A 23,945-nucleotide genomic window follows, 5' to 3' on the forward strand; every position below is an offset into this window, starting at 1 on the left:
ATGTTGATTGCGCTTTAAATAATTCATAGCACTGAGCTAGACACTGCCTTAAACCAGCGGTTAACCCATTATCGCTATCCTCTAGAATCTCAGGAATAGCTTGCCTAAACGCGCATTCTGATTGCTTGATTACAATCCCAAACTCAAGTAACAGGCCTCTGATTTGATTAGCCAGCTGTCGTTTCTGCTTTTCAGCTAAGGCGCGCATTCGCTCTATTGACTGTAAGCTTTGCTGTGCTTGCGTCAGTGATTTACACGGGCGGACATTAGGTGAGAAAGAAGCGGCAGCTATTGCAATGACATCATTTGCATCTGTTTTCTGGCCAACTCTAAATGCTTTGACAAATCGAGGATCTAGAATCACGACTTCATGACCAACACTACGTGCTTTGCGTGCCCAATAATGAGCACCACCACATGATTCCATAACAACTTTACAGCGAGGTGACGTAGTGAGTATGGTCAGTAGCTCTTTTCTGCCCACCGCTTTATTACTTTGAAGTTTTTGATGAAAAAACTTACCGACTTGAAAAACATTTTTTGCCAAGTCGATGCTAATTAGGTTAAATTTTGACATGTATGGATTCCTTATTGGTAAAAGTAATTGTCCAATCTCTTTATACCGTACTCACCCTATTTGGGGGAGGAGTCCATACATCTCCTACACCTCGCATCTCGCTAACTTTTCAATCTGATAGCTGACGGCTGAAAGCTGATGGCTCCAAACGTTGAGTTTCACCCCGCTCTAACCAACCTACGAGCTAATGAATCAAGCACTGTAGGTCGTCATTTATGGCGACACATAATCGCTAACGTTGACGGGCTAAAGCCCGACCGACATCTTGCTTCTGTGGTTTAGATAAGCATCGCGCGAAATAAATTTCACGCCTACGGGTATGCATTTCACTGAAACTGCGTGCAGGCTGATCTGACTTATAGCTTAAAGCTTAAAGCTTAAAGCTTAAAGCTTAAAGCTTAAAGCTTACAGCTCTGTTGTTTTAATCTGACTTCTAACGACTGATATCTAACATCTTCTAACGCCTCCTACACCTCGTATCTCGCTAACTTTTTCGTCAGATAGCTGAAAGCTGATGGCTCCAAACGTTGAGTTTCACTCCGCTCTAACCAACCTACCAACTAATAGCCATACAAATAACTCACCTTTATGACTTTAAATTAAATGCCAACATGACAAGAGCCGAAATGATCGCAGAAAGAGAAATTAACCGCATAATAAAAATAACTATATTACCTGCGCCGCCTGAAGTTGTACTTCTGAATAGTAGCGGGTACTCGTGGAATTTTAAAAGGTACAGCACATCAAAAAGACCTACACGCATATTATCTATTGTTACAACCTCGCCATCATTTTTATGAATTTCACAAGCGTGTAAATTGGCCGTTTTTTCGGTCACAATATGACCATTCCTACCGTGAAAAGTATAATTAAAAATGATTTCTTGGATATCGCCCTTAGCGATTTGCATAACTTTTGAAGCTTTACCCTCTATTGCTAACCTATCTATTTCGAGTGAGTCTTTAGATATACTCATAACCCACTTACGACCAAATCCAAATTTGTTATAAATCACAATTCGCTTGATAACAAATACACAGAGATAACAACTCACACAAGTTACAAAAGCAGGTATCGGCTGCATCGTTTCTTGAAGCACAAGGCTCATTACAGCAATAGCGATAGTCATAAAGAAAAATAAAAATTCAGCTCCGCCCGACAGCACAGCTAGGCCCGGTAGCGACTTTAGTTTTGAATTAGAGTCTGCTTGTAAAACTGTCTTTTTATAGAAAGTTGAATACCTAAACCAAACTCGGTCGCTCAGGTTTAAATCTAGGGAGTGCTTCGAAAGTGGCTGATTATAATCCATTATTTAAGTTTCCATTTTTAAAACACAATTTTGCCATTACTTTCCTATTAAGCCAACCTATGTACTTGATTGTATATTTACTTTACCTTCATGTACTAAACTAACTGCCCAACAAAGTTAACCATATTGTGTGCTACAATTGGAAAAACAAGGCTACCAGTACGCTCTCTTAACCACAGCAAAATAAATCCATAACTCCCAGTTAATACGATTCTGAATGCAGACAAATGCCACTCACCATCTATATGCATAACCCCATGAACTAGACCAAATAATAAAACCAAAAGTAACCCTGCAATGTTTATTGGCGAGCCAAAAAAGTTAATGCGCGATGAAACAACAGCCAACGAAAAACAAAATAATAAAACTCCTCTAAACATTGGTTCTTCATCTAACCCAGGAATAAGAGCTTGATAGAGTAGCGTTTCAAAATCGAAATTTGGTCCGTTACCAAGGCTAAGCGTTACAATAATCTGCAACGCAACAAACAGGGTTAAAACAACGAGTGCAGGCTTAATAGAGCCTTCATTTTGTCTGAGAGTAAAACCAGCGTCCTTGATTTTAAAGTCACTTTTAAAAGCTGCTAATAAAGCCAAAACCAAAGCCCAAAGTGTAATAGCGACAATTTTTCCTGACCAATTCCATTTGAGATCGGTAAAGAGTAAATCTAAGGAAATGAGCTCTTTACCTTTGAATAAAGCTAAGAAATAGCAAAATAGAATTGACAGAGTAGCAAGCAACCAAGTTAGGTTTATAGTTACTTTATTTAATGCTTTTAAAATTAAAACGAGTAGTAGAACAACGCCTAAATTGGCGAGCATTCCAAAATACATATCTGACATAACCGTCCTTGGTGAGCATAAAGCTCAAACTTTATTATTGTTTAATTTCTATGATAAACACAAAAACAACCTATTAAACAGATATTTGTTTGAGTTTAAATTCCCATTGAGCATATTTTTATTTTCAAAGTATATGAACCACAGAGAGCACCGAGGCACTTTGCGCTACACAGAGAAAAGTAGGGTTTAAAAATAATATTCACAAAGAGGATAAGAGACGCTGCGCTTTAGAGGAAAAAACAAAATACTCTTTTGGTCTATCTCATTTACTTCTCATTCTTTTCTCTTTGTGAAAAACAAATTGAACCACAGGGTTCGGCGAAAAAACGCCTAAACTCGTATCTCGCAAACTTTTTCGTCTGATAGCTGACGGCTGAAAGCTGATGGCTCCTTCCCCTAGCAACTCGCTAACTTGTTGGGCTTCGCTTCGCTCCACCCAACATACAATAAGAGCTACCCTTTATTCTCCCGCAAACTTTAACATTCGCGTTTGGTCGGTAAGTTCAATATCCACCAGCTCATATGGGGCTTTCGCTGTTTGAGTGACTGCAAAAGGCATGGTGAAACTATCATAGCTATCAATCTGTTTTGCTACTTCAACCGTTGCCAGTTTGATGCGCTCACCTTTATTACCTTTGCCAGTTAAGGTTGCACGAATGGCATAGCGGCCTGAGTCGGTCACTTGCACCGGTACTTTAGCTTGGTATTTGTTATTGCCAAGCGCAGTTACTTTGGCTTTATCCATACTGATGGTTTGTGAGCTATGTACAAACGGCATTTTTATAGAGCGTTTTACCGTTTGGCCATTCACTTTAGTGTCTACACTGGCCTCAAGCTCATAGTAACCATTTATTGCTCCTAAGGTTTCAAGCGGGTAATTAAATACTGCTTCACCATTTTCGTAACGTACATCTAGTTTTTCGCCATCAGGGCTTGAAAGCGTTAACTTCACATCACTATCTTTAAAGCGCTTTTTACCCATACTAAGCTGCATAGCAACACGTTGTTGCTGATCTTTCACTTTAAACTGCGATTTAGCATGTAAAGCATTGCTCGAGCCTTTTTCAATCACATGCAGCAAGTAGGTGTCATTATCGTTAAGCGCTTGGCTTGTTCTTAACATTGCTTTGCTATTTACCTGACCTAGCTTGAGCCCAACACTGCCATCGCTAAATCCTGCATTTTCCATTTGCTCACGTGCAACCATGGCTTGCATTGGCATTTGCCTAAAGTTGTCATCTCGCACCGACAGCTTATCAAGCTGTAAGCCATGAGGCTTAAATACTTCGCCACTATCAAAGCGTGCTTTTGGTGCAATGCGAATAAAGTTATCAGCTTGGTTTACAAAGACAGGCACACCGCGCTTAAGCTCTTTACCCGAAACTTTCTGCCAATATTCAACACTGTCTTTTTCAAGTGTTTGTAGTTGAGCGCTTGATGCTGGTTGAACTTGAGGAAACTGATAAACCGTTTGCTCATTAGCATTTGCGGCTGTGCTTACAAGCATTATTGCAGCTGCAATTGTGGTTAACTTATTAATCATAGCAGGCTCCTAAATTCGGTTTTTAAGCATGTTTGGCAAGCCAAAACAGTTACGTCGACTTTGCTGATGACTTAAAGGCTCACCTCCTTGGGTTCGTGATTTATCGGTAAACCACACCACCCCAGCTAACGACTGAGAACTGCAATTTAAAAAGCCATCTGAGCAGCTATCTAACCAGTTTTGCGTTACTTCAAGGCCCACTTGATTTTGATAACCGCCACAATAGCTGTCGCTATCCCATACCGCTGATTCAACATCACTGCCCACCACGGTTTCGAATCGAGACGGTAAACTTGGGCGGTTCGGTGTGCCATACAGCCACTGTGCGTTATAAGATTCCATCCAAGATACTTGTTGTTGTTTTACTGCATCGCTGCCGTAGCCTAAAAGCCAACCCAAGCTTTGCTCAAACGAATTACCCGCAATAACTGCATCAGCCAACGGCGTGCCACCACTTGAAGGAGCCAAAGCAATGGTACGCGTGACTTTACTAATAATATTTGGATAACGGCTATCCCATGTTGGGTTAGATAAAATCCAACGCACCACATTGCCACCGTTAGAATGGGTGATCAGAGTTAAATCTGTGATGTTTTTATTATTGATAAATGTAGTGAGCTGCCCAGCTAAACAGCCAGATGCCGCATCTGCCCACATGTATTGATCAAAGTCACAATTAATGACCGTGTAATTACTACTATTTGGTAAACCTTGACGAACCGTGTCGACAAAGCTGCCTGTCCAATAGTCATTATACGCATCGCTTTGCTGGCCTGTACCGTGCACAAATGCGACTCCTTGCGCAGCAAAAGCACTGTGGCTGATACCCGCTGCCAACATTAAAGCTGGCACTAGTGAGAGTGTTTTTATTTTCATGTGTGTTCCTGTTGATTGTCATTTTATCTATCAGGTTGGAGGAGTGACCTCCGACCAAAAACATAGACCAAACAGGTACGAAAGCAAGATTTAATTTACATTAATTTAACTTTTGTGTGTTTTTTAAGTACAAATTATTAGGTTTTTTACTAGCAAAATGTGCTAGTTGAATATGTAGAATTGCAATACTAGGTAGATTTTAGGGCTAATCATTAGCTAGAAAAGCCCTAGATATTTTACTTTTATTTATAAATCTTTTTTTAATCCATATCTCTAAATCTACACACAGGATCTTTTACTGATTTATTTATAAGGGTAATTTGGCAATCTAAGTAATAACTAAATAAATCTAAAGTCACTGTGAAAGAACTTTCAGAAAAGGCGGGGGTCAAATAGTCGACTCCAGCAACATCAGTCCTTACATCAACCGCATTCCCTTGTTGATCGGTAAAAATACATAACTGCTTTTGTTTATCCATTCTGTCCAATTTTAGTGTAATACAAGGTTGAACCTCAGTGTTATAGCGCAAATAAGTAACAGTCTCATTTTTTAACTGACCTTTAATTACCTGAATCGGCTGGATATTGTCAACCTTCTCTAAACTCGATTCCTGAGAACAAGCTAAACTGGTAAAAATAGAAAGGGATAGTGCCATTGTTTTAAAATTCATGGAGAAACCTGCATTGTCGATTGTTTTACCGATAAAGTACTTGCGAACTTACTTCTCATAACAAACCTCTGATAAGGCACTGAACTCCACTTAGAGCGATCACTGAATATAAGCTTCAAAGCTTTAATATCTCCTTGCGCGAGTGGTTTTTGTAAGAACTTTCTTGTGGCTCCCGAATAGTCGCCTCGATAAGTTAAATCAACAAAAAGTTCCAATAAAGAACTTGGTAATTGACCCCAATCAACAGCTCCATATGCAGCGACAGTATCTGCTGCAAAACAACTTTTTCTTTCTCTGCATATGCAATATTAAATAAAGATAGCTGTACATTTGGACTAATTTCATAGTCCAATAAATCGTTCTTAATTATAAAAAGCTCTGCCGCCCTTCCTTTAAGCCTTGAAGCTGAAGCTAATAGGTTTGCTTCTATTAAATTAATACCTGCTTTTACAAGTTAGGCTGAAATAAGGCTAGCAGATTTATCTCTCAGATCATAACCTCTCCCTAGTGTTAAACCCAAATTAGTGCTAGGAACAACTTGTTATGTGTACGGCATTCACAGCAGCAGATTATGGAATGAAAATGCCACCTACACCTACGTTCTCGGCCACTTTGGTTTGCAAACCGATACGTACGTAAAACAAGTGAGTTTGAGTTAGCGAGATGGTAGCAACGATTTTATATCGCGTAGGAATGGTGCTAGGTGCTAACAGCGTAGTGTTAGTTGCGCCTCCCCTATGACTTTTTTCGGCGTTAAAACGCCTCCTACAACTCGCATCTCGCAAACTTTCCCCTTTACTCTTTCTAACTCGCTAACTTTTCAATCTGATAGATCTTATGCTCATCGCGCGAAATAAATTTCACGCCTACGGATGAGCATTTCAATTTAACTATGCGCAGGCATAATCCAATCTAACTTCTGACGACTGGTATCTCTTTTTCGGCGTTAAAACGCCTCCTACAACTCGCATCTCGCTAACTTTTCAATCTGATAGCTGACGGCTGAAATCTGATAGCTCCTTTACCCTTTCCCCTTGTATCTCGCTAACTTGTTGGGTTTCGCTCCGCTCTACCCAACCTACCAGCTGATAGCTCTACGAACCATATAGCGCTTTCATTAATTGACGCAGGTTCTTTTGATTAGTTTCCGTCTTAACCAGTGCTTTTAAACGGCTTTTCACCTCTGGTTTTGACTTCGCTTGTTGACTTAACGCCGATATAGCGGCACTGCGAATATCTTTCGGGTTACTAGCGTCAGCAAAGGCATAAATACTATCGACTTGTTCTGCGTCTAACTCATTATTACCCATTGCCTTTAATATCGCCCCTTGCGCTTTACTATCATTTTCTTGATTTAGTTGATTACTCAAGTAATTCAAACTGGTTTTACTTGGCATTTTTGCCAGAGCCTCTGCCGCATTTAGGCGTAATCTTGCACTGTCGCCAGCTAAATAATCACCAATAAGCTGTTGATGATCATAGTCTCCACTATTACCCAGCGCGATGATTAGGGCTGATGCTTTTTGCTCCGTTGCACTTGAACTTAATGAATCAGCTAACTTTTGTGTTAACTGAGCTGAAAACTCACTGCCCTGCTGATTTTTTGCAATCGCTCCCATTACCATTAAAGCACTATGAGCCAGCTTTGAATTTTCTTCATCAAGACCATATGACATGGAATACTCAAAAATCGCCTCAACCTGCATGTCAGTTAACGGCTTTTCACTGTATTTTAGTGCCATTAAACTTCTAAAGCGCTGATTTGGAGAAAATAAACCAGGCTCAACAAATACCTCTGTCAGTAACTGTTTTGAGTTAACTGAGTCATGCTTACCTAGGTACATAAACAATTTACTTTCTAAGGGATCTGCAATTGATTTAGTTGAAATAAGCTCTTTTAAGCTCAGCAAATACTGATCATTGTCATAAAGGAATTGCAAAAGCGTTTTTCGGTCTCCCTCTAGCCAATCCATACTTTTTAAAGCAGTGAAAAACGCTTCAGTATTTTTTAAGGGTTGAGGCGGCGCTTTAGGGTACACCCAATCTGTGCTTAAATTTTCCCATTGATTAGGGTCTTCGGGTAATTGCAGTAACCTTGCATCATCGGGTATCGATTGATTTGAGCGATTTAAACTTAGTGTTTGCTGTACTTCAATATTCATACTTCCATCACTACTACTGACTTGAATATGACTATTTCCGAGGGTTTTTGTTAACCAGCACTTATCGTTTTCAAAAGTAAATTCATCACTAATAATGTTCGCCGTTTCTAACTGCATTAGCTTTTTCGCAGCGTTAGTACTTTGCCTAGTGTCAGTTGGTTCTAAGTAACTGAGTTTATTTCGCTTTAGTTTATTATCAGCTAACACTGTGTAGAGTGATTTGTACTGACCGATATCATCTCGCTCTTTAACCCAATACTTATCCCCCTGTAAATTTTCAGGGGGGTTTGCACGGTGAAAGGCACGGTATAAAGCAATCAGCTTTTGTTGATCAGCCGCTTTTAATTTAGCGTTAAACCGATAATCTAAAACTTCACCTGAGTTATTGCTAACTTTCACAGCAAAAGGCACAGCATACTCATTGCTGGTACTCACTGTTTTATTCAACTTTGCTTGAGCTTGGTATAGCTCAAAACCCAACCAGTGAAATTTTTCTGCAACTAACAAAGGCCGATAAATTAACCGCCCTTGCAAGTCAAACTGGCTTTTTGAGGGACTATTCATCGAAACAATATTCGTATCAGCTTTTGATTGAAGTTCACCCCAAACAGTACAATGAGGCACTGCATAAGCAGCCGAAGCATAGCCTAATAAAGTGCCAAATAATAAACTCAGTTTAATTAAACGCATTATACCTATGCCTTCATACTAATAATTTAAGGTTGCTGATTCGTCTAAAATTGTCCAGCTTTTATCGTACAAGGTACTAGTATCGTAGATAGTTTGAGTTTTGGTTTTTGTCTTAACCGTGCAACACCACTTGTATTTAGGGTATTTCACATAAACATAAAATTCGCCGGAAATAGCCTCAATATCATTCGTTACATCAATCCCTAAGGTGATTTTAGAATCAGTGATAGCTTTAGCTAAATCTGCATAAAGTGTGGCATTAAATGTATCTGCAATAATCAAAAAGTCTATACCAACACCGCCACTTGCAATACCTAAGTTTATTTCTGCAGTGGCATACGCATCCATGCTGGCAGTAACAATATCTCCCCCTAAGTCAATTCGGCTATTGCTGTAAGCTAAACCAACCCCTAAATCCAAGCTGCCACTAACACCAGCCTCAACGGTCACCGGAACAATTACAATGGTGAACGTTGTTTCAACCACTTTTTGCTCTTCGCTCCAGCTATATCCTAAAGACTTGTCTAAGGCCGTTAACGTATCGCCCTCGTCAATTAATGTGTCACCCAGCACACTAAAGTTTGCTGCATAAGTAATCTCACCATCACTTACATTTGCACTCGCTTCAGCGCTGGCACTAACCAAACTCGCTGATTTATCAAATAGGTAAAGATCTAAATCTGCTTCAACTAGCCCCTCGGCTGAACCACCATTACTAGAAGAAACATTCATATAGCTATAAAAAGAAGGGCTGATTGCCACAGCGTCACTGTCACCATAGGTAGCACTCCAACTGCCAACTTTGGCTAACGTTGTTGCTGATGAAGCTGTAGTCTGCATCGCTGATGCTGACGCTATTGTTGTTTTATTACTATTTAGCTCTACCGATTCTGCAGTACTCACTTCATCATGATAAAGTGCATAAGGTACTTCAACGGTAATACTATTATTTTCGCTATGAGCTTCAATTTCATCAGAGTTGTCGTGGAAGGTAAATGTCATGCTAAAACTGTTTTCACCACCATCGTGATCAAAATCATCGTGTATCGCTTTTAGCAATACGCCATTTACTGCAACATCCCAAGGAAAGTAATGAGATTGCTCATGATCAGGAAACTTAATACGCATCGTCTCCATATAAGCTTGTGCTTGCTCATTCCATAAGTGAGCATGATAAGTCGTTTCGCCGATAGTTATTGTTGCACTGATATCAGCCTCGTTGACTGAATTACCAAATTTGGTGGCATTAATAAAGCCTATTAAATCAGGTACTTTCTGTGTTGGTTCACCAGTACCTGTGGTATCTCTTTTACCCGGGCCAGGAAAAATAGCAAAGCCGTCGCCTACTTTAAGTTTATCTAAAACAAAATCATGGTAATGACCATCGCTAATGGTTACTGAGCTGTAGGTTGTTTCGTCACCAGACTCAATGCCACGGGATTTATTATCTGTAACATCAACTTCGTTTGAGATCACACCACTTGTGTCAACAAAAGCGGCAATGACAAATTCACCCGATACGAGATCTTCATTTGGCAAAATTAGTGTTGCCGTATGATTTTGCTCGCCTTCTTGTAACTGCTCGATATAAAACTCACCCAAATCGTAGCCATCTGGCTCATCTTCAGTTTCGAGCTCAGCGACTTTATCTCTTTCAATTAAAATAAATGAAACACCAACATGTTCATTCGTTAATAAGGTTGTTTCGGTACTGAAATCAACTGTGATCTGTTGTCCTGGTTGATAAACGTCATCAGAGACTGAGCTCATAGATTTCAACGCTACATTAGCAACAGCTTCTTGTTCGGTAGAGTCATCATCAGAACACCCAACTATTGAAAGTAGGGATAAAGCCAACACAGCACTAATCCTTTTACACTGATTCATATTACGATTCCTAATTATTGATTGTAATTTCGACAAACTATTAATTAATAAAATGCTTACTTCTACTCAAAGTCCGACCGACTTCTTTTCGAAATGGTTAAGCTTTAACCCACCCAAATTGGGGTACAAAAGGTTCATATTTCAAAGGGTAAATCACAATAATGGATGAATTATGGAGGGATAAAAATTTTTAATAGGTGCGAGGGACGAGCAAGGAGATAATAGATATCAGTCGTTAGAAGTCAGATTAGATTGTGCCTACGCATACTTAAATTGGAATGCTCATCCGTAGGCGTGAAATTTATTTCGCGCGATGAACATAAGAGCATCAGCTTGTAGGTTGGTTAGAGCGGAGCGACACCCAACATTTGTAGCTATCAGATTACGAACACAAGTTTGCGAGTTAGAAAGAGTAAAGGGGAAAGAGGCGAAATTCGAGTCGTAGGAGGCGTTTTAACGCCGAAAAAAGAGTTATTAGATATCAGTCGTTAGAAGTCAGATTAGATTGTGCCTACACATACTTAAATTAGAATGCTCATCCGTAGGCGTGAAATTTATTTCGCGCGAAATATATTTCACACCTACGGTATCGGGATTAGCCATAGCAATGTACAGGCACAATCTAACCTAAACCTTATGGCTTAAAGCTCTTTTGTTTTAATCTGATAGGTGACGGCTGAAAGCTGATAGCTCCTTTCCCCTTTCCCCTCGCTAACTTATCGAGTTTCGCTGTGCTCTGCCCAACACGCTGTTATTAATACCCTTCAAACCTTGTTGCACAACCTATGCCTATGCACTCAACACGGCTGTCGAGTTCTAACAGCTCTAAATTATAGCTTTTGCTAACATCTACCTTTTGTAGTGGGTTATTAAAAAGGCTGATATCTACTAAATTTGCATGTTCACGTAAATCAATGTTTTTTAATTTGTTATTCGACAAAAAGAGCACTTGGAGCATGGGGTTTGCTGTTAAATCGATAGTGCTTAAGCGATTATTACTGGCGTAAAGTGCAGTTAACTTTTTATTATGGCTTATGTCTAAAGCGCTAAGCTGGTTGGCATCTAGGTTTAGTTCGCTGAGCATCTTGAACTTGCTTAAATCTATGTTTTTTAACTGATTATTTGCAAGCTCAAGGTTACGAATACCACTCGGTATATTTACTTTTGTGAGCTTATTGCCCGACAGGTTAAGTTGATATAGTTCAGAATTAACAAGCGTCAATTCACCTGTCAGCTTATTATCATTAAGATCAAGCCATGTAAGTTTACTGTTAGTGCTTACATCAAGCTTTGATAGCTTATTACCACTCAGCATTAAAGTCTCTAACTCTTCGTTGTTACTTACATCAATACTCGTAAGGCTATTTTGGCTTAAATTAACATGGAAAAGCTGGCTGTTGTGGCTTATGTCGATTTCGGTCAGCTGGTTTGGCACTTTTTTATCGGCAGGCCTACTTGTAATGCCACCAATTTCACCAACTATGAAGCTATCCCCTTCATTACTGAGGACGAGTTTTGTTAAGTTACTAAAATGCTCAACCCCTTTGGCTGAAGTAATACCTCGATCTCTGCAATGTATTTTTGTCACCTCACCCACAGTTTTATAGCCACTTTCTTGTAAACACGTTAAGAAGTTAGCATCTGCAACCACGCTCTCTATTGGTGTATCGTCATTAGCCGAAGCACTAGCAATCCCAAGATTTAACACAAGCAAACAGGCCAAAGCCATTTTAATGCGCACAAAGTTCCCTTTAAACATTATTTCACCTTAAATTTTCAACAACATAATCAGGTGGTTAAGTAAGAGATTTCACCACCCAACAACAAAGAATGCATAATACAGGTTATTTGATTCTTGTACCCATATAAATACAAAAATTCTTTCAAAGTTGTTTTTTAATGGGATCGCGCGAAATAAATTTCACGCCTACAGTGCTAGGTGCTAACAGCAAAGTGTTGGTTGTGGGTTGGTAAAGGGGTTAGGTAAAAAGAAAAACCTGACCCTATGTTTTTATTAGGATGTAAAAAAAAAGGCCCTCGAAAACATTCTTTTTTACTCACCTTAGTTGAGTAACAACACTTAAGAATTTTCAACCTCTCTTCTATCTTTTCCAAAATTAAACGCTATTCTGAACTGCATACCTATAAACGTTTCTTTATACAAATGTTTACCAATATTATCGGTATCATTAGTTCTTTGTAAAAGTCTATCATCTCTAAAATTAGTAAAGAGTGGAGTGCTTATTAACCCATCTATTTTTTGATAATTCAAATCTTCCTCATTGGCATAAGTACCAATACATGTTTCGACATACAATTTTAAATCATCTAAAAAGGAAGTTTGAACTATATCAATACACTGCCTAAGCTCCCGTTCTGATATTTTTTCATATATGTATGCAATAAAGAAGTTTGCTATGAATTCAGACTTATCAATATCCGTTATGGATTCAATACAGAATAATATTTTGTCTGTAACTCTTTCCAAATCATCTTGGTTTAAGTATTTTATTTTTCTCGATAATTCATCTTTTTCCTTTTTACTAACTTCATCGATAGCTTCAAAAAAACGCATTATTTTAGATGCAAACATTCTATCTCGAATAGAATCACTTAAATTCCATACTTTAATCAACGTACTTACATAAGGTATATCTTTAGCTATGCCTGTCAGTAATTGACTTTTAAATGCGGCTTCGGTCAGGTCTGCTGCTATTTCAAAACCCTTTTTCATACCATTTCCTTATTAATTTAACTCAACTGTACCAACGGATTAGTTAATCCATTGGTACAGTTAAGCACAAAGAGTAAGAACTTGCTTTTTGACTTTTATCTTACTTACTCGAGCGAAATAAATTTCACGCCTACTGTTTCGCGGTTAACCACAACCATGTGCAGGCAAATTCTAACTTCAAACTTATAGCTTAAAGCTTTAAGCTCTATTGTTTTAATCTGTCAGCTGATAGCTGTTTTCCAACAAAAAAGCCGTTGCATTGCTGCAACGGCTTTTTGGCATTTGAATTTAATCAAACCTTAGTCACGATATGTCTCAACCGCAGGGCATGAACAAACTAGGTTACGGTCGCCGTATACGTCATCGATACGCGTTACTGTAGGCCAGAATTTGTCTTTTGCTACGCTTGGTACTGGGAATGCTGCGTAGAAACGGTCGTATGCACGATCCCACTCATTGCCTAGTACGTCTGCTTGTGTGTGCGGTGCAAACACTAGCGGGTTGTTTTCAATTGACCATTCGCCAGATGCGATACGGTCGATTTCTGACTTGATTGACACCATTGCTTCGATGAAACGGTCGATCTCAACTTTAGACTCAGACTCAGTTGGCTCAATCATTAGTGTGCCAGCTACTGGGAATGACATAGTTGGTGAATGGAAACCGTAGTCTTGTAGACGTTTAGCTACGTCCATTTCTGTAACGCCTGTTTGCTCTTTGATTGGGCGTAGGTCAACAATACACTCGTGCGCAACGCGGTTGTTACGGCCACGGTATAAAATTGGGTAGTGCTCGCTTAGCTTCTCAGATAAGTAGTTAGCGTTCACGATAGCCATTTCTGTTGCTTGTTTTAAGCCTTCAGAGCCCATCATAGCAATGTATGCCCACGAGATTGGTAAAATAGCTGCTGAGCCGTAAGGGGCTGCAGAAACCGCACCGTTACCGATGTTTGTGCCAGCAACATTAATTACGCTGTGGTTAGGCATAAATGGCGCTAGGTGAGATTTAACACCGATAGGGCCAACACCTGGACCACCACCACCGTGTGGAATACAGAATGTTTTGTGTAGGTTAAGGTGCGATACGTCAGAACCGATTGAACCTGGGCTTGTAACACCAACTTGCGCGTTCATGTTTGCGCCGTCCATGTACACTTGACCGCCGTGCTCATGCACGATGTCACAGATTTCACGAATTGTTTCTTCGTAAACACCGTGTGTAGATGGGTACGTGATCATGATACAAGATAGGTTTTCAGATACCTCTTCGGCTTTCGCTTTAAGGTCTGCCATATCAACGTTACCGTTTTTATCACAGTCAACAACCACGATTTTCATGCTTGCCATTTGTGCAGACGCTGGGTTTGTGCCGTGCGCTGAACTTGGGATCAAACATACGTTACGGTGACCTTCACCGCGTGACTCGTGGTATTTACGAATCGCGATTAAGCCTGCGTATTCACCTTGTGCACCTGAGTTAGGTTGTAGTGAAACTGCATCGTAACCTGTGATGTTTACTAACCAATCATGTAACTCTGTCATCATGATTTGGTAACCCGCTGCCTGATCAAGTGGGCAGAATGGGTGTAAATTTGCAAACTCAGGCCAAGTGATTGGGATCATCTCAGCTGTCGCATTAAGCTTCATTGTACATGAACCTAATGAGATCATTGAGTGGTTAAGCGCTAAGTCTTTGTTCTCTAGGCGCTTGATGTAACGCAGCATTTCAGTCTCGCTGTGGTACGAGTTGAAGTTAGGGTGCGTTAAAATTTCGTCATCGCGTACTAGGCTTGCAGGAATTGAGTTGCTGCCATTTACTTCGATTTCGTTTGCTAATGCATCAACGCTTAGGCCGTGATCTTCACCTAAGATGATGTCGAATAACTCAGCTACGTCTGCACGCGTTGTTGTTTCTGATACAGAAATTGAGTATTCACCTGCGCGGTTAGACGCAAAGTTAACGCCGTGTGCTACTGCACGTGCAACGATTTCGTCTTTGTTATCTGCAACAACAGTCAGTGTATCGAACCATGTGTCGTGCTTAAGGTTTACACCTTTCGCTTTTAAGCCTGCCGCTAAGATATCTGCAAAACGGTGGATACGCTCAGCGATAGTTTTAAGGCCCTGTGGACCGTGGTAAACCGCGTAGAACGCTGCCATGTTCGCTAGTAATACTTGCGCTGTACAGATGTTTGAGTTGGCTTTTTCACGACGAATATGTTGTTCACGTGTTTGCATTGCCATACGTAGTGCGTCGTTACCTAAACGGTCTTTAGAAACACCGATAATACGACCTGGTAGTGAACGCTTATACTTGTCGCGTGTTGCGAAGAATGCAGCGTGTGGACCACCGTAACCCATAGGTACACCAAAACGCTGTGCTGAACCAAGTACTACGTCTGCACCTAGTTTACCTGGTGCTTTAAGCATTAATAAGCTCATGATGTCTGCAGCAACACAGGCAATCGCTTTTTTGTCTTGTACTTGTGCGATTAGGTCAGTTACGTCAGTGATTTCACCGGTTGTTGATGGGTATTGGAATAATGCACCAAAAATCTCATGATTAGCCGCTTCGCTTGCAGGACCAACTACTACTTCAAAACCAAACTGGTCTGCACGTGTAGCAACAACGTCGATTGTTTGTGTGTGTACGTCATCAGCAATAAAGAAGATGTTTGCTTTTTTAGCTTTAGCAACACGCTTTGCAAGGCCCATTGCTTCTGCCGCAGCCGTTGACTCGTCAAGTAATGACGCGCTTGCTAGGTCAAGACCTGTTAGGTCTAGGGTCATAGTCTGGAAGTTTAATAATGATTCTAAACGACCTTGTGCAATCTCTGGTTGGTATGGTGTATACGCAGTGTACCAGCCTGGATTCTCAAGTACGTTACGTAAAATTACGTGTGGTACGTGAGTTGGGTGGTAGCCTTGACCGATGTATGATTTGAACACTTTATTTTTGCTTGCTACTGATTTTAAGTAGCTTAGTGTTTCAACTTCAGTGCGGCTTTCGCCAATTGATAAACCTTGCTCTAAGCGAATGCTTGCAGGTACCGTTTGACCGATCAGCTCTTCAACACTCGATACTCCAAGAGCGCTTAGCATGTCGCTTACTTGCGCTGGGCTTGGCCCAATGTGACGGCGAATAAAATCTTGCTTTTGCTCTAATTGTTCAAGAGATTTGGCGTTTGACATTTGTCCAGATTCCTATGATCCAAAAAAAAGTGGTTACTGCCAATGGGTAACTGGCAATAACTTAAAAACAGGTTGATTCAGTAACTTACAGCGTATGGAAAAGTAAGCTATAAAATCATAAAAGCCCCACTTATGAGGGGCTTTTAGTCGGCGTGACTAATTAATTAGTCTTCGTCGATTGTGTTAGCGTAGCCTTCAGCGTCTAACAGGTTATCAAGCTCTGATGTGTCAGATGCTTTGATACGGAATAACCAACCGTCAGTGTACGGGTCGTTATTTACTGTTTCAGGCGAATCTTCAAGCTCTTCGTTGATTGCAACGATTTCACCGCCGATTGGTGCGTAGATGTCTGATGCTGCTTTTACAGACTCAGCTACTGCGCAGTCTTCACCCGCGTCAACTTCATCACCAACTTCTGGTAATTCAACGAATACCATGTCGCCAAGAAGTTCTTGTGCGTGCTCAGTGATACCTACAGTAAACGTACCGTCACCTTCGTCGCGAACCCACTCGTGTGAAGTAGCATATTTTAATTCGCTTGGGATATTGCTCATCTTTTTGTTCCTTTGGTTCTGATACCAATCAACTTAAATATTTAACCATTCTAGCGGTCTAAATAAAGCGCTAACAGCGTTATTAATTTCTCAGGTAGAACAACTACATATCAAAATTAATGCCTTGTTATCACTCTATTTATCTGTCGCTATAAGTGGCTAACAACTCAACATGATTGGCATTATTAGGTGATAACACCAAATTTTTTATAGTTTAGATAACTGATTTGCCGTTACGTACAAAGCAAGGTTTAACAACCTTAACGTTAACCAGTTTTTTACGCATCTCTACTTGGGCTGTTTCGCCAGTTGTACGCGGAACGCGTGCTAGCGCAACACTGTGACCAAGGGTTGGTGAGAATGTACCAGAGGTAATCACCCCTTCACCACCTTCAACGATGACTTTTAAACCGCTACGCAATACGCCTTTTTCTTCAAGCACTAAACCAACTAGTTTGTCTGTGCTCTTGTCAGCGCGTTGCTGTTCTAATACTTCACGACCGATAAACTTACGATCTTCTGGCTCCCATGCGATTGTCCACGCCATGTTTGCAGCAAGTGGAGAAACACTTTCGTCCATATCTAGGCCGTAAAGGTTCATACCCGCTTCAAGACGTAACGTATCACGTGCACCTAGACCTGCTGGCGCTACGCCTGCGTCTAGAAGTTGTTGCCATAAATCAGCAGCTTGATCGTTAGGCACTACGATTTCATAACCATCTTCGCCAGTATAGCCTGTTGTCGCAATAAATAAATCACCTGCTTGCACACCAAAGAAAGGCTTCATACCTTCAACAGCAGCTTGTTGCTCTGCGTTAAGTACTGTTGCTGTTTTAGCACGTGCATTAGGGCCTTGAACGGCAATCATTGCAAACTCTGGACGCTCAGTAACCGTTACGGCGAAATCAGCCGAAACTTTAGCTAAATGCGCTAAATCTTTTTCACGTGTTGCTGAGTTAACTACTAAACGGTAGTTCGTTTCTGAGAAGAAATAGATGATTAGGTCGTCGATTACGCCGCCTTCTTCGTTAAGCATACCTGTGTAAAGTGCTTTACCTGGTACAGTTAACTTAGCAACGTCGTTTGCAACTAGCTTACGTAAGAACGCTTGTGCTTGCTCGCCTTGAATATCGACAATAGTCATGTGAGATACGTCAAACATACCTGCATCTGTGCGAACCGCATTATGCTCTTCGATTTGTGAGCCGTAGTTGATTGGCATTTCCCAGCCGTGGAAATCAACCATTTTTGCGCCAGCTTCAAGGTGCTTAGCATGTAAAACTGTTTTAGAAGTCATAATATTCCTTCACTTTTAAATTAACCCACAAGTTGTGGGGCGTGGCCTCAATTTAATGAGGGGGAATAACATGGGCGGCGATTATACATTAGTTGCACAGTTGTCACACCCAAATTGCGATTTTGTAACTAAAAAACAGCTAAACATCCAAGTGCGTAGCTGTTTTAAAAATTTTATATTTTAAGCAACGTTGGCTAAGGCTAAATCAAAGCCGAGCTGCTGCAAGTGCGTTTGCCATTTATCAAGCTCTGCTTGGCGCGCCACCAGCTGAAATTGCTGTGTTGCTTGGTTATCTATGGCGGTAATAAACACCTCACCGCTTTGTGCACCATAGCAGCTGCGCATGTCTGATAAACGCAGTCCCGGCGTTAGCTTAAAGCTGTCAACCAAAGCATCAAACGCTTGCTCACCACTTAGGGTTAGTGCGCTTAAATCGTCACGCATTACATAATCAATGTCGTAACGTAGTTGTTGCTCATTAATAAGCGACTGTAATTGCACGCTGGCACCTTTACCTAGCACAAAACGAAATGCGGTTTCGTTAAAGTAATAAAGGGCATAAGCGTAGCTGCTTGTTAGGTCATCGTCTAATGAACTACGTAAGCCTAAACCGCTGGCGGTTAGCTTATTAATATCAAGACCTAAAATAGCCGTTAAAAATGGGATTGCTTCAGTGCCACTAAAATCCATAATGGCAGTATCGCTATTAGCTTGTAGCACGTTGTCTGCTGGGGTCTCAGCTTGGCTGTGGCGAGCAAACATTATTGGCGTAAAAGTCATATGTGACACCTATCAATCGTTAATGATTGAAGTATATTGCGCCGTGCTGGCAACAACAAATTGTAATTATTTATCAATTGATAAATAATGCTTATATACATAGCCCTATAAATAGAATTTTTTAATGAAAAACATTTCTACCGATAGTTTACGTACTTTAGTCACTGTTGTTGAAGTTGGCGGATTTGCCAAAGCGGGTGAATTATTAGGGCTATCTCAACCGGCTGTGAGCTTACAAATAAAGCGCCTTGAAGACATGCTGGGCCATAAGCTGTTTAAAAAGCAAGGTCAGCGCCAAGTGCTTAATCAATATGGCGAACTGCTCATGCCATTAGCAAAGCAAATGCTGCAACAAAACGATGCCATTTTACAGCAGTTCACCAGCGAAAACGTGACAGGTAAAGTGCGTTTGGGGATCCCTAGTGAATTTGCTGCACGTATTCTACCTTCGATCATAGGTGACTTTGTGGCCCTCTACCCTGACGTGTCGCTCGAAGTGCGTTCTCGTTTGAGTAAGCATTTGTTGTCGGTCTCGCGCCAAGATCAATTCGATTTAGTATTGGCATTAAACGAAGAGCTCGAATCAGCCAAGTTCCCTATTTTTATGCAAGACCAACTAGTATGGGTAGGTGATTTAAACCTTGCACAAAACGATGTGGTAACGCTTGTAACCGCCCCAGAGGGATGTATTTATCGCCGCCGTGCAATCGAAGCACTACAAAGTGCGGGTATTAAATACCGCATTGCTTACAGTAATGCCGACTTAACCGGCCTAACTGCGGCGTTAAAAGAAGGCTTAGGCATTACGGTGCTTGCAAAAAGCACCGTACCGAATGAGCTTAACTACCAAATACAAACCAAAGACCTCCCCGAGCTTGGTCAAATCGGTATTAGTTTAATTAAACGCACCGACGACCCCGGCACCGCCGTAGACAAACTCGCCGAATTCATCGCCTTGCGTTTGACGTAGTTGAGAGTTAGCGAGGTGCGAGTTAGCGAGTTAGCGAGTTAGCGAGTTAGCAAGATTGTAGCCGCGATTTTATATCTCGTAGGAATGGTGCTAGGGGCTAGGGGCTAGGGGCTAGGGGCTAGGGGCTAACAGAATATTTTTTGGGGTTGGAATACCTTCCCCTTTACTTTTTTCGGCGTTAAAACGCCTCCTACACCTCGCATCTCGTTCCTCGTATCTCGCAAACTTTCAATCTGATACCTGACGGCTCCAAACGTTGGGTTTCGCTCCGCTCTAACCAACCTACTAGCTAATGAGTTAAGCACTGTAAGTCGTCATTTATGGCGACACATAATCGCTAACATTGACGGGCTAAAGCCCGACCTACATCTTGCTTCTGTGGTTTAGATAAGCATCGCGCGAAATAAATTTCACGCCTACGGGTATGCATTTCACTGAAACTGCGTGCAGGCTGATCTGACTTATAGCTTAAAGCTTACAGCTCTGTTGTTTTAATCAAACTTCTAACCACAGTTATCTAATATCTCCATTTTTTCGGCGTTAAAACTCCTACAACTCGCATCTCGTTACTCGTATCTCGCAAACTTTCCCCTATACTTTTGCTAACTTTTCAATCTGAAAGCTGAGGGCTGAAAGCTGATTGCTCCAAAGTTGGGTTTCGCTTCGCTCTAACCAACCTACAAGCTGACAGCTTCACTCATTAAGTTTTACTTAACACCAAACCAAAACTCAATATCGTAATACAATACTACTGTATTCCTTATAACCCCCTCAATTCATGAACTTACAGTTCAGACCTGTTTTATTACAAATAGGATTGATTCGCATTTTTTTACATGTTTTAATTGCGCCTGTTAAAAATATCTAAACATATACAGGACTCACAATGACACCTAAGTTTATTGTTTCTACGCTTTCGACTGCGGTCGCTTTATCTTTAAGCGCTAATGCTTTTGCAAAAGATGTAACTAAAGAAGAGAAAAACTTCGAGCAAATCACTGTAATTGGCTCTGCATCTGCAATTAACGATATTCCTGGCTCTGCTACTTTTATTGATGAGCAAGAACTAGAAAAGTTTGAATATACTGATATCTCACGTGTTTTAAGTGCTGTACCGGGTGTATATGTACAAGAAGAAGACGGCTATGGCCTTCGTCCTAACATCGGTATGCGTGGTACGGGTACAGGTCGTAACGACAAAATCTCTGTAATGGAAGATGGTGTACTTGTAGCACCAGCACCTTACTCAGCGCCTTCTGCTTACTACTTCCCTACTATGGGTCGTATGGAGTCTATCGAAGTACTTAAAGGTGCAGCGTCTGTTAAGTATGGCCCACGTACAACAGGCGGTGTTTTAAACTTAGTTTCTCGTAGCTTACCAACTGAAGGGTCTAAAGGTTTACTTAATGCTGAACTTGGTAGCGATGGCTTCTATAAAGGTCATGCTTACTTCGGTAAAAAGAAAAACAATGCTGCGGGCCTTGTAGAAGTATTCACTTACGGTGCTGATGGCTTTAAAGATTTACCAGTTGGTAGCGACAACACTGGCTTCGAAAAGAATGATTTCTTATTAAAGTTTGGTTTTGACTTTGGTGATAACGAAGCACACAGCCTAGAAATGAAGTTAAAGTACTCAGACGAACGCTCTGACGAAACTTACATGGGCTTAACTGACGCTGATTACCAAGAAAACCCTTACCGTCGTTATGCTGCATCGCAAAACGATGAAATGAACACACAACACAATGCATACCAAATCAACTATGCATATCGTTTTGGTAAAGGTTACGAGCTACTTGCTACAGCTTACCTAAACGACTTCCACCGTAACTGGTATAAAGCAAGCAAAGTAAGCAGCAGCTACCTTGAGCAATACAGCGAGTTTGAAGCAAACCCAACAAGCGAAGGTATTGAAGGCATTGGCGTAAAAGCGAATAACCGTGATTACCAAGCGAAAGGCTTACAAACTGAATTCCATATCCCTGCGGGCAACCACTACATCACAGTTGGTGCACGTTACCACGAAGATGAAATGGATCGTTTCCAATGGGAAGACAAGTACACGCTTAACCAAGACCTATCAATGACGCTTACAGAAAAAGGCGTTCCAGGTTCAAACAGCAACCGTTTAGATAGCGCTGAAGCAACGACCCTTTTCATTCAAGATGAGTGGTCACTTGATGCATTAGTCATTAGCGCGGGTCTTCGCTACGAAGACATCACAATCAAACGTGTTGAATGGGCTAAGTCTGATCCAAGTCGTGAAAATGGCTTAACAAAAGATATCAGCAACGACACTGAGATCTTAGTACCATCACTAGGTGCCACTTACACAGTAAGCGACAACCTAACGCTTCTTGCTGGTATTCAAAAAGGTTACGCACCAGCAGCACCGGGTAATGCGGACCAAGAAGAAGAAGAGAGTGTTAACATTGAGCTAGGTGGTCGTTACGATTACGCTGGCATTCAAGGTGAAGTAATTTACTTTAACTCTGACTACACAAACATGCACGGTAACTGTACTGCGGCTGTAGGTTGTAGCGATGACAATATTGGCGACCAATACAACTACGGTGAAGTATCTGTGTCTGGTTTTGAGCTAAGCGCAGGAAAAGTATTCGCTACTAAAGCAGCTTCATTCCCTGTTCGCTTAACTTACACTTACACTGATTCTGAGTTCGACAATGCGTTTGAATCAGATCTTTGGGGTAGCGTAGAAAAAGGCGATGCAATGCCATACGTGCCTGAAAACCAATTAGCGCTTTCGATGGGTGCTGAGTTCTCAAGCTTCGTATTCGATACGCAAATGCGTTATGTGTCTGATGCACACGCAGACTTAACAGACTCAGGTCGCAATGCAATCGACAGCCGCGTTGTATGGGATTTAGCAGCTAAATACCTAATCGACGACAAACAAAAAGTATACCTAACAGTAGACAACCTGTTTGACAAAACCTACGTTGCAAACCGTGCAAACGGCGGTATTCAACCAGGTAAACCACGTACCCTACAACTAGGTTACAGCTACTCGTTCTAATAAAACGACTTAGCGAAATATCAAAAGCCGTGTGATGAAAGTCCCACGGCTTTTTTGTGGGTGTTAGTTAGCAAGATAGTAGCCGCGATTTTATATCGCGTAACTCAATGGATATTCACAAAGAGCATAAGAGGCGCTGCGCTTTAGAGGAAAGTAACTAATAGTTTTATTGGGTTGCTCATTCACTTCTCCTTGTATTCCTTTGTGCAGAAAATTGAACCACAGAGTACACCGAGGCGCTTCGCGCTACATAGAGAAAACATAATTTAAAATAATAATCACAAAGAGGATAAGAGGTGCTGCGCTTTAGAGGAAAAACAACAAAATCTTATGGTCTTTCTCATTCTTTTCTCATTGTTTTCTCTTTGTGCAAAAAATAGTGAACCACAGAAAAAACAGTAAATTACGCGGGGTAAACGCGCTGCTACGAATTCGGCGTTAAAACGCCTCCTACAACTCCCATCTCGCTAACTTTTCAATCTGAAAGCTGATGGCTCCAAGCGTTGGGTTTCGCTCCGCTCTTCCCAACCTACGAGTTAATGAATCAAGCACTGTAAGTCGTCATTTATGGCGACACATAATCGCTAACATTGACGGGCTAAAGCCCGACCTACGTGTTACTTCTGTGGTTTAGATAAGCATCGCGCGAAATAAGTTTCACGCCTACAGGTGAGCATTTCAGCTACTTTGTTTTCATGTGATCTGACTCCATAAAAGTAGACACCTTTTTGGAGTCAGTAATCATGAAAGTAAAGTCACAGCGTAGATATTCCCTCGAATTTAAAATAAAAGTCGTTCAAGAGTCGTTAGACACCACAGATACAG

Annotated in this window: 16 protein-coding genes and 1 pseudogene; 3 read left to right on the plus strand and 14 right to left on the minus strand. The window is 41.0% G+C overall.

Annotated features, from left to right (window positions below):
* The 6 genes from L1272_RS20405 to L1272_RS20430 all read right to left on the minus strand — a co-directional run.
* Positions 1 to 577 (minus strand): IS110 family transposase (locus tag L1272_RS20405; protein ID WP_235374177.1); only part of this gene is annotated, 577 nt, incomplete at its 3' end.
* 586 nt (positions 578 to 1,163) lie between these two features.
* Positions 1,164 to 1,886, minus strand: a complete 723-nt coding sequence (locus tag L1272_RS20410; RefSeq protein ID WP_235374178.1) for a hypothetical protein — start codon at positions 1,884 to 1,886, stop codon at positions 1,164 to 1,166.
* A gap of 95 nt (positions 1,887 to 1,981) precedes the next feature.
* The gene (locus L1272_RS20415; protein ID WP_235374179.1) at positions 1,982 to 2,728 is read right to left on the minus strand and encodes a CPBP family intramembrane glutamic endopeptidase; all 747 of its coding nucleotides are present in this window, start codon (positions 2,726 to 2,728) and stop codon (positions 1,982 to 1,984) included.
* 460 nt (positions 2,729 to 3,188) lie between these two features.
* Complete coding sequence (locus tag L1272_RS20420) at positions 3,189 to 4,271, minus strand: DUF4785 family protein (protein WP_235374180.1); 1,083 nt, start codon at positions 4,269 to 4,271, stop codon at positions 3,189 to 3,191.
* 9 nt (positions 4,272 to 4,280) lie between these two features.
* A complete protein-coding gene (locus L1272_RS20425) occupies positions 4,281 to 5,147 on the minus strand; it encodes a hypothetical protein (RefSeq protein ID WP_054560749.1) in 867 nt (288 codons plus the stop codon).
* Positions 5,148 to 5,407: 260 nt separating this feature from the next.
* On the minus strand, positions 5,408 to 5,818 hold the full coding sequence (locus L1272_RS20430; protein ID WP_235374181.1) for a hypothetical protein: 411 nt from the start codon (positions 5,816 to 5,818) through the stop codon (positions 5,408 to 5,410).
* A gap of 536 nt (positions 5,819 to 6,354) precedes the next feature.
* Here L1272_RS20430 and L1272_RS23310 point away from each other — a divergent pair.
* Positions 6,355 to 6,477 (plus strand): annotated as a pseudogene (locus tag L1272_RS23310) (lipase); the annotation flags it as partial.
* A 435-nt stretch (positions 6,478 to 6,912) separates the two neighbouring features.
* Here L1272_RS23310 and L1272_RS20435 read toward each other — a convergent pair.
* From L1272_RS20435 to L1272_RS20470, 8 genes are all read right to left on the minus strand, one after another.
* The gene (locus L1272_RS20435) at positions 6,913 to 8,670 is read right to left on the minus strand and encodes a HEAT repeat domain-containing protein (protein ID WP_235374182.1); all 1,758 of its coding nucleotides are present in this window, start codon (positions 8,668 to 8,670) and stop codon (positions 6,913 to 6,915) included.
* Positions 8,671 to 8,688: 18 nt separating this feature from the next.
* The gene (locus L1272_RS20440; RefSeq protein WP_235374183.1) at positions 8,689 to 10,557 is read right to left on the minus strand and encodes a hypothetical protein; all 1,869 of its coding nucleotides are present in this window, start codon (positions 10,555 to 10,557) and stop codon (positions 8,689 to 8,691) included.
* Positions 10,558 to 11,311: 754 nt separating this feature from the next.
* Positions 11,312 to 12,316 (minus strand): leucine-rich repeat domain-containing protein, encoded by a 1,005-nt coding sequence (locus L1272_RS20445; protein ID WP_235374184.1) that lies wholly within the window; start codon positions 12,314 to 12,316, stop codon positions 11,312 to 11,314.
* Positions 12,317 to 12,637: 321 nt separating this feature from the next.
* Positions 12,638 to 13,291: a hypothetical protein gene (locus L1272_RS20450; RefSeq protein ID WP_138602374.1), complete on the minus strand. Its 654-nt coding sequence runs from the start codon at positions 13,289 to 13,291 to the stop codon at positions 12,638 to 12,640.
* Positions 13,292 to 13,590: 299 nt separating this feature from the next.
* The gene (gcvP, locus tag L1272_RS20455; RefSeq protein WP_235374185.1) at positions 13,591 to 16,482 is read right to left on the minus strand and encodes an aminomethyl-transferring glycine dehydrogenase; all 2,892 of its coding nucleotides are present in this window, start codon (positions 16,480 to 16,482) and stop codon (positions 13,591 to 13,593) included.
* 164 nt (positions 16,483 to 16,646) lie between these two features.
* The gene (gene gcvH / locus L1272_RS20460) at positions 16,647 to 17,036 is read right to left on the minus strand and encodes a glycine cleavage system protein GcvH (protein WP_054551324.1); all 390 of its coding nucleotides are present in this window, start codon (positions 17,034 to 17,036) and stop codon (positions 16,647 to 16,649) included.
* Between the two features lie 214 nt (positions 17,037 to 17,250).
* Positions 17,251 to 18,333, minus strand: coding sequence for a glycine cleavage system aminomethyltransferase GcvT (gene gcvT / locus L1272_RS20465; protein ID WP_235374186.1), 1,083 nt, complete (start codon positions 18,331 to 18,333; stop codon positions 17,251 to 17,253).
* Between the two features lie 180 nt (positions 18,334 to 18,513).
* Positions 18,514 to 19,113, minus strand: coding sequence for a hypothetical protein (locus tag L1272_RS20470; RefSeq protein WP_235374187.1), 600 nt, complete (start codon positions 19,111 to 19,113; stop codon positions 18,514 to 18,516).
* A 124-nt stretch (positions 19,114 to 19,237) separates the two neighbouring features.
* Here L1272_RS20470 and L1272_RS20475 point away from each other — a divergent pair, with 124 nt between their 5' ends.
* Together L1272_RS20475 and L1272_RS20480 are read left to right on the plus strand one after the other, a co-directional pair.
* On the plus strand, positions 19,238 to 20,083 hold the full coding sequence (locus tag L1272_RS20475) for a LysR family transcriptional regulator (protein WP_054551321.1): 846 nt from the start codon (positions 19,238 to 19,240) through the stop codon (positions 20,081 to 20,083).
* 886 nt (positions 20,084 to 20,969) lie between these two features.
* Complete coding sequence (locus tag L1272_RS20480; RefSeq protein WP_138619810.1) at positions 20,970 to 23,120, plus strand: TonB-dependent receptor family protein; 2,151 nt, start codon at positions 20,970 to 20,972, stop codon at positions 23,118 to 23,120.
* Positions 23,121 to 23,945: the final 825 nt, after the last annotated feature.

Origin of the sequence: Pseudoalteromonas sp. PAST1, assembly GCF_021532515.1 — a bacterium.
Taxonomy (GTDB): Bacteria; Pseudomonadota; Gammaproteobacteria; order Enterobacterales; family Alteromonadaceae; genus Pseudoalteromonas; species Pseudoalteromonas simplex.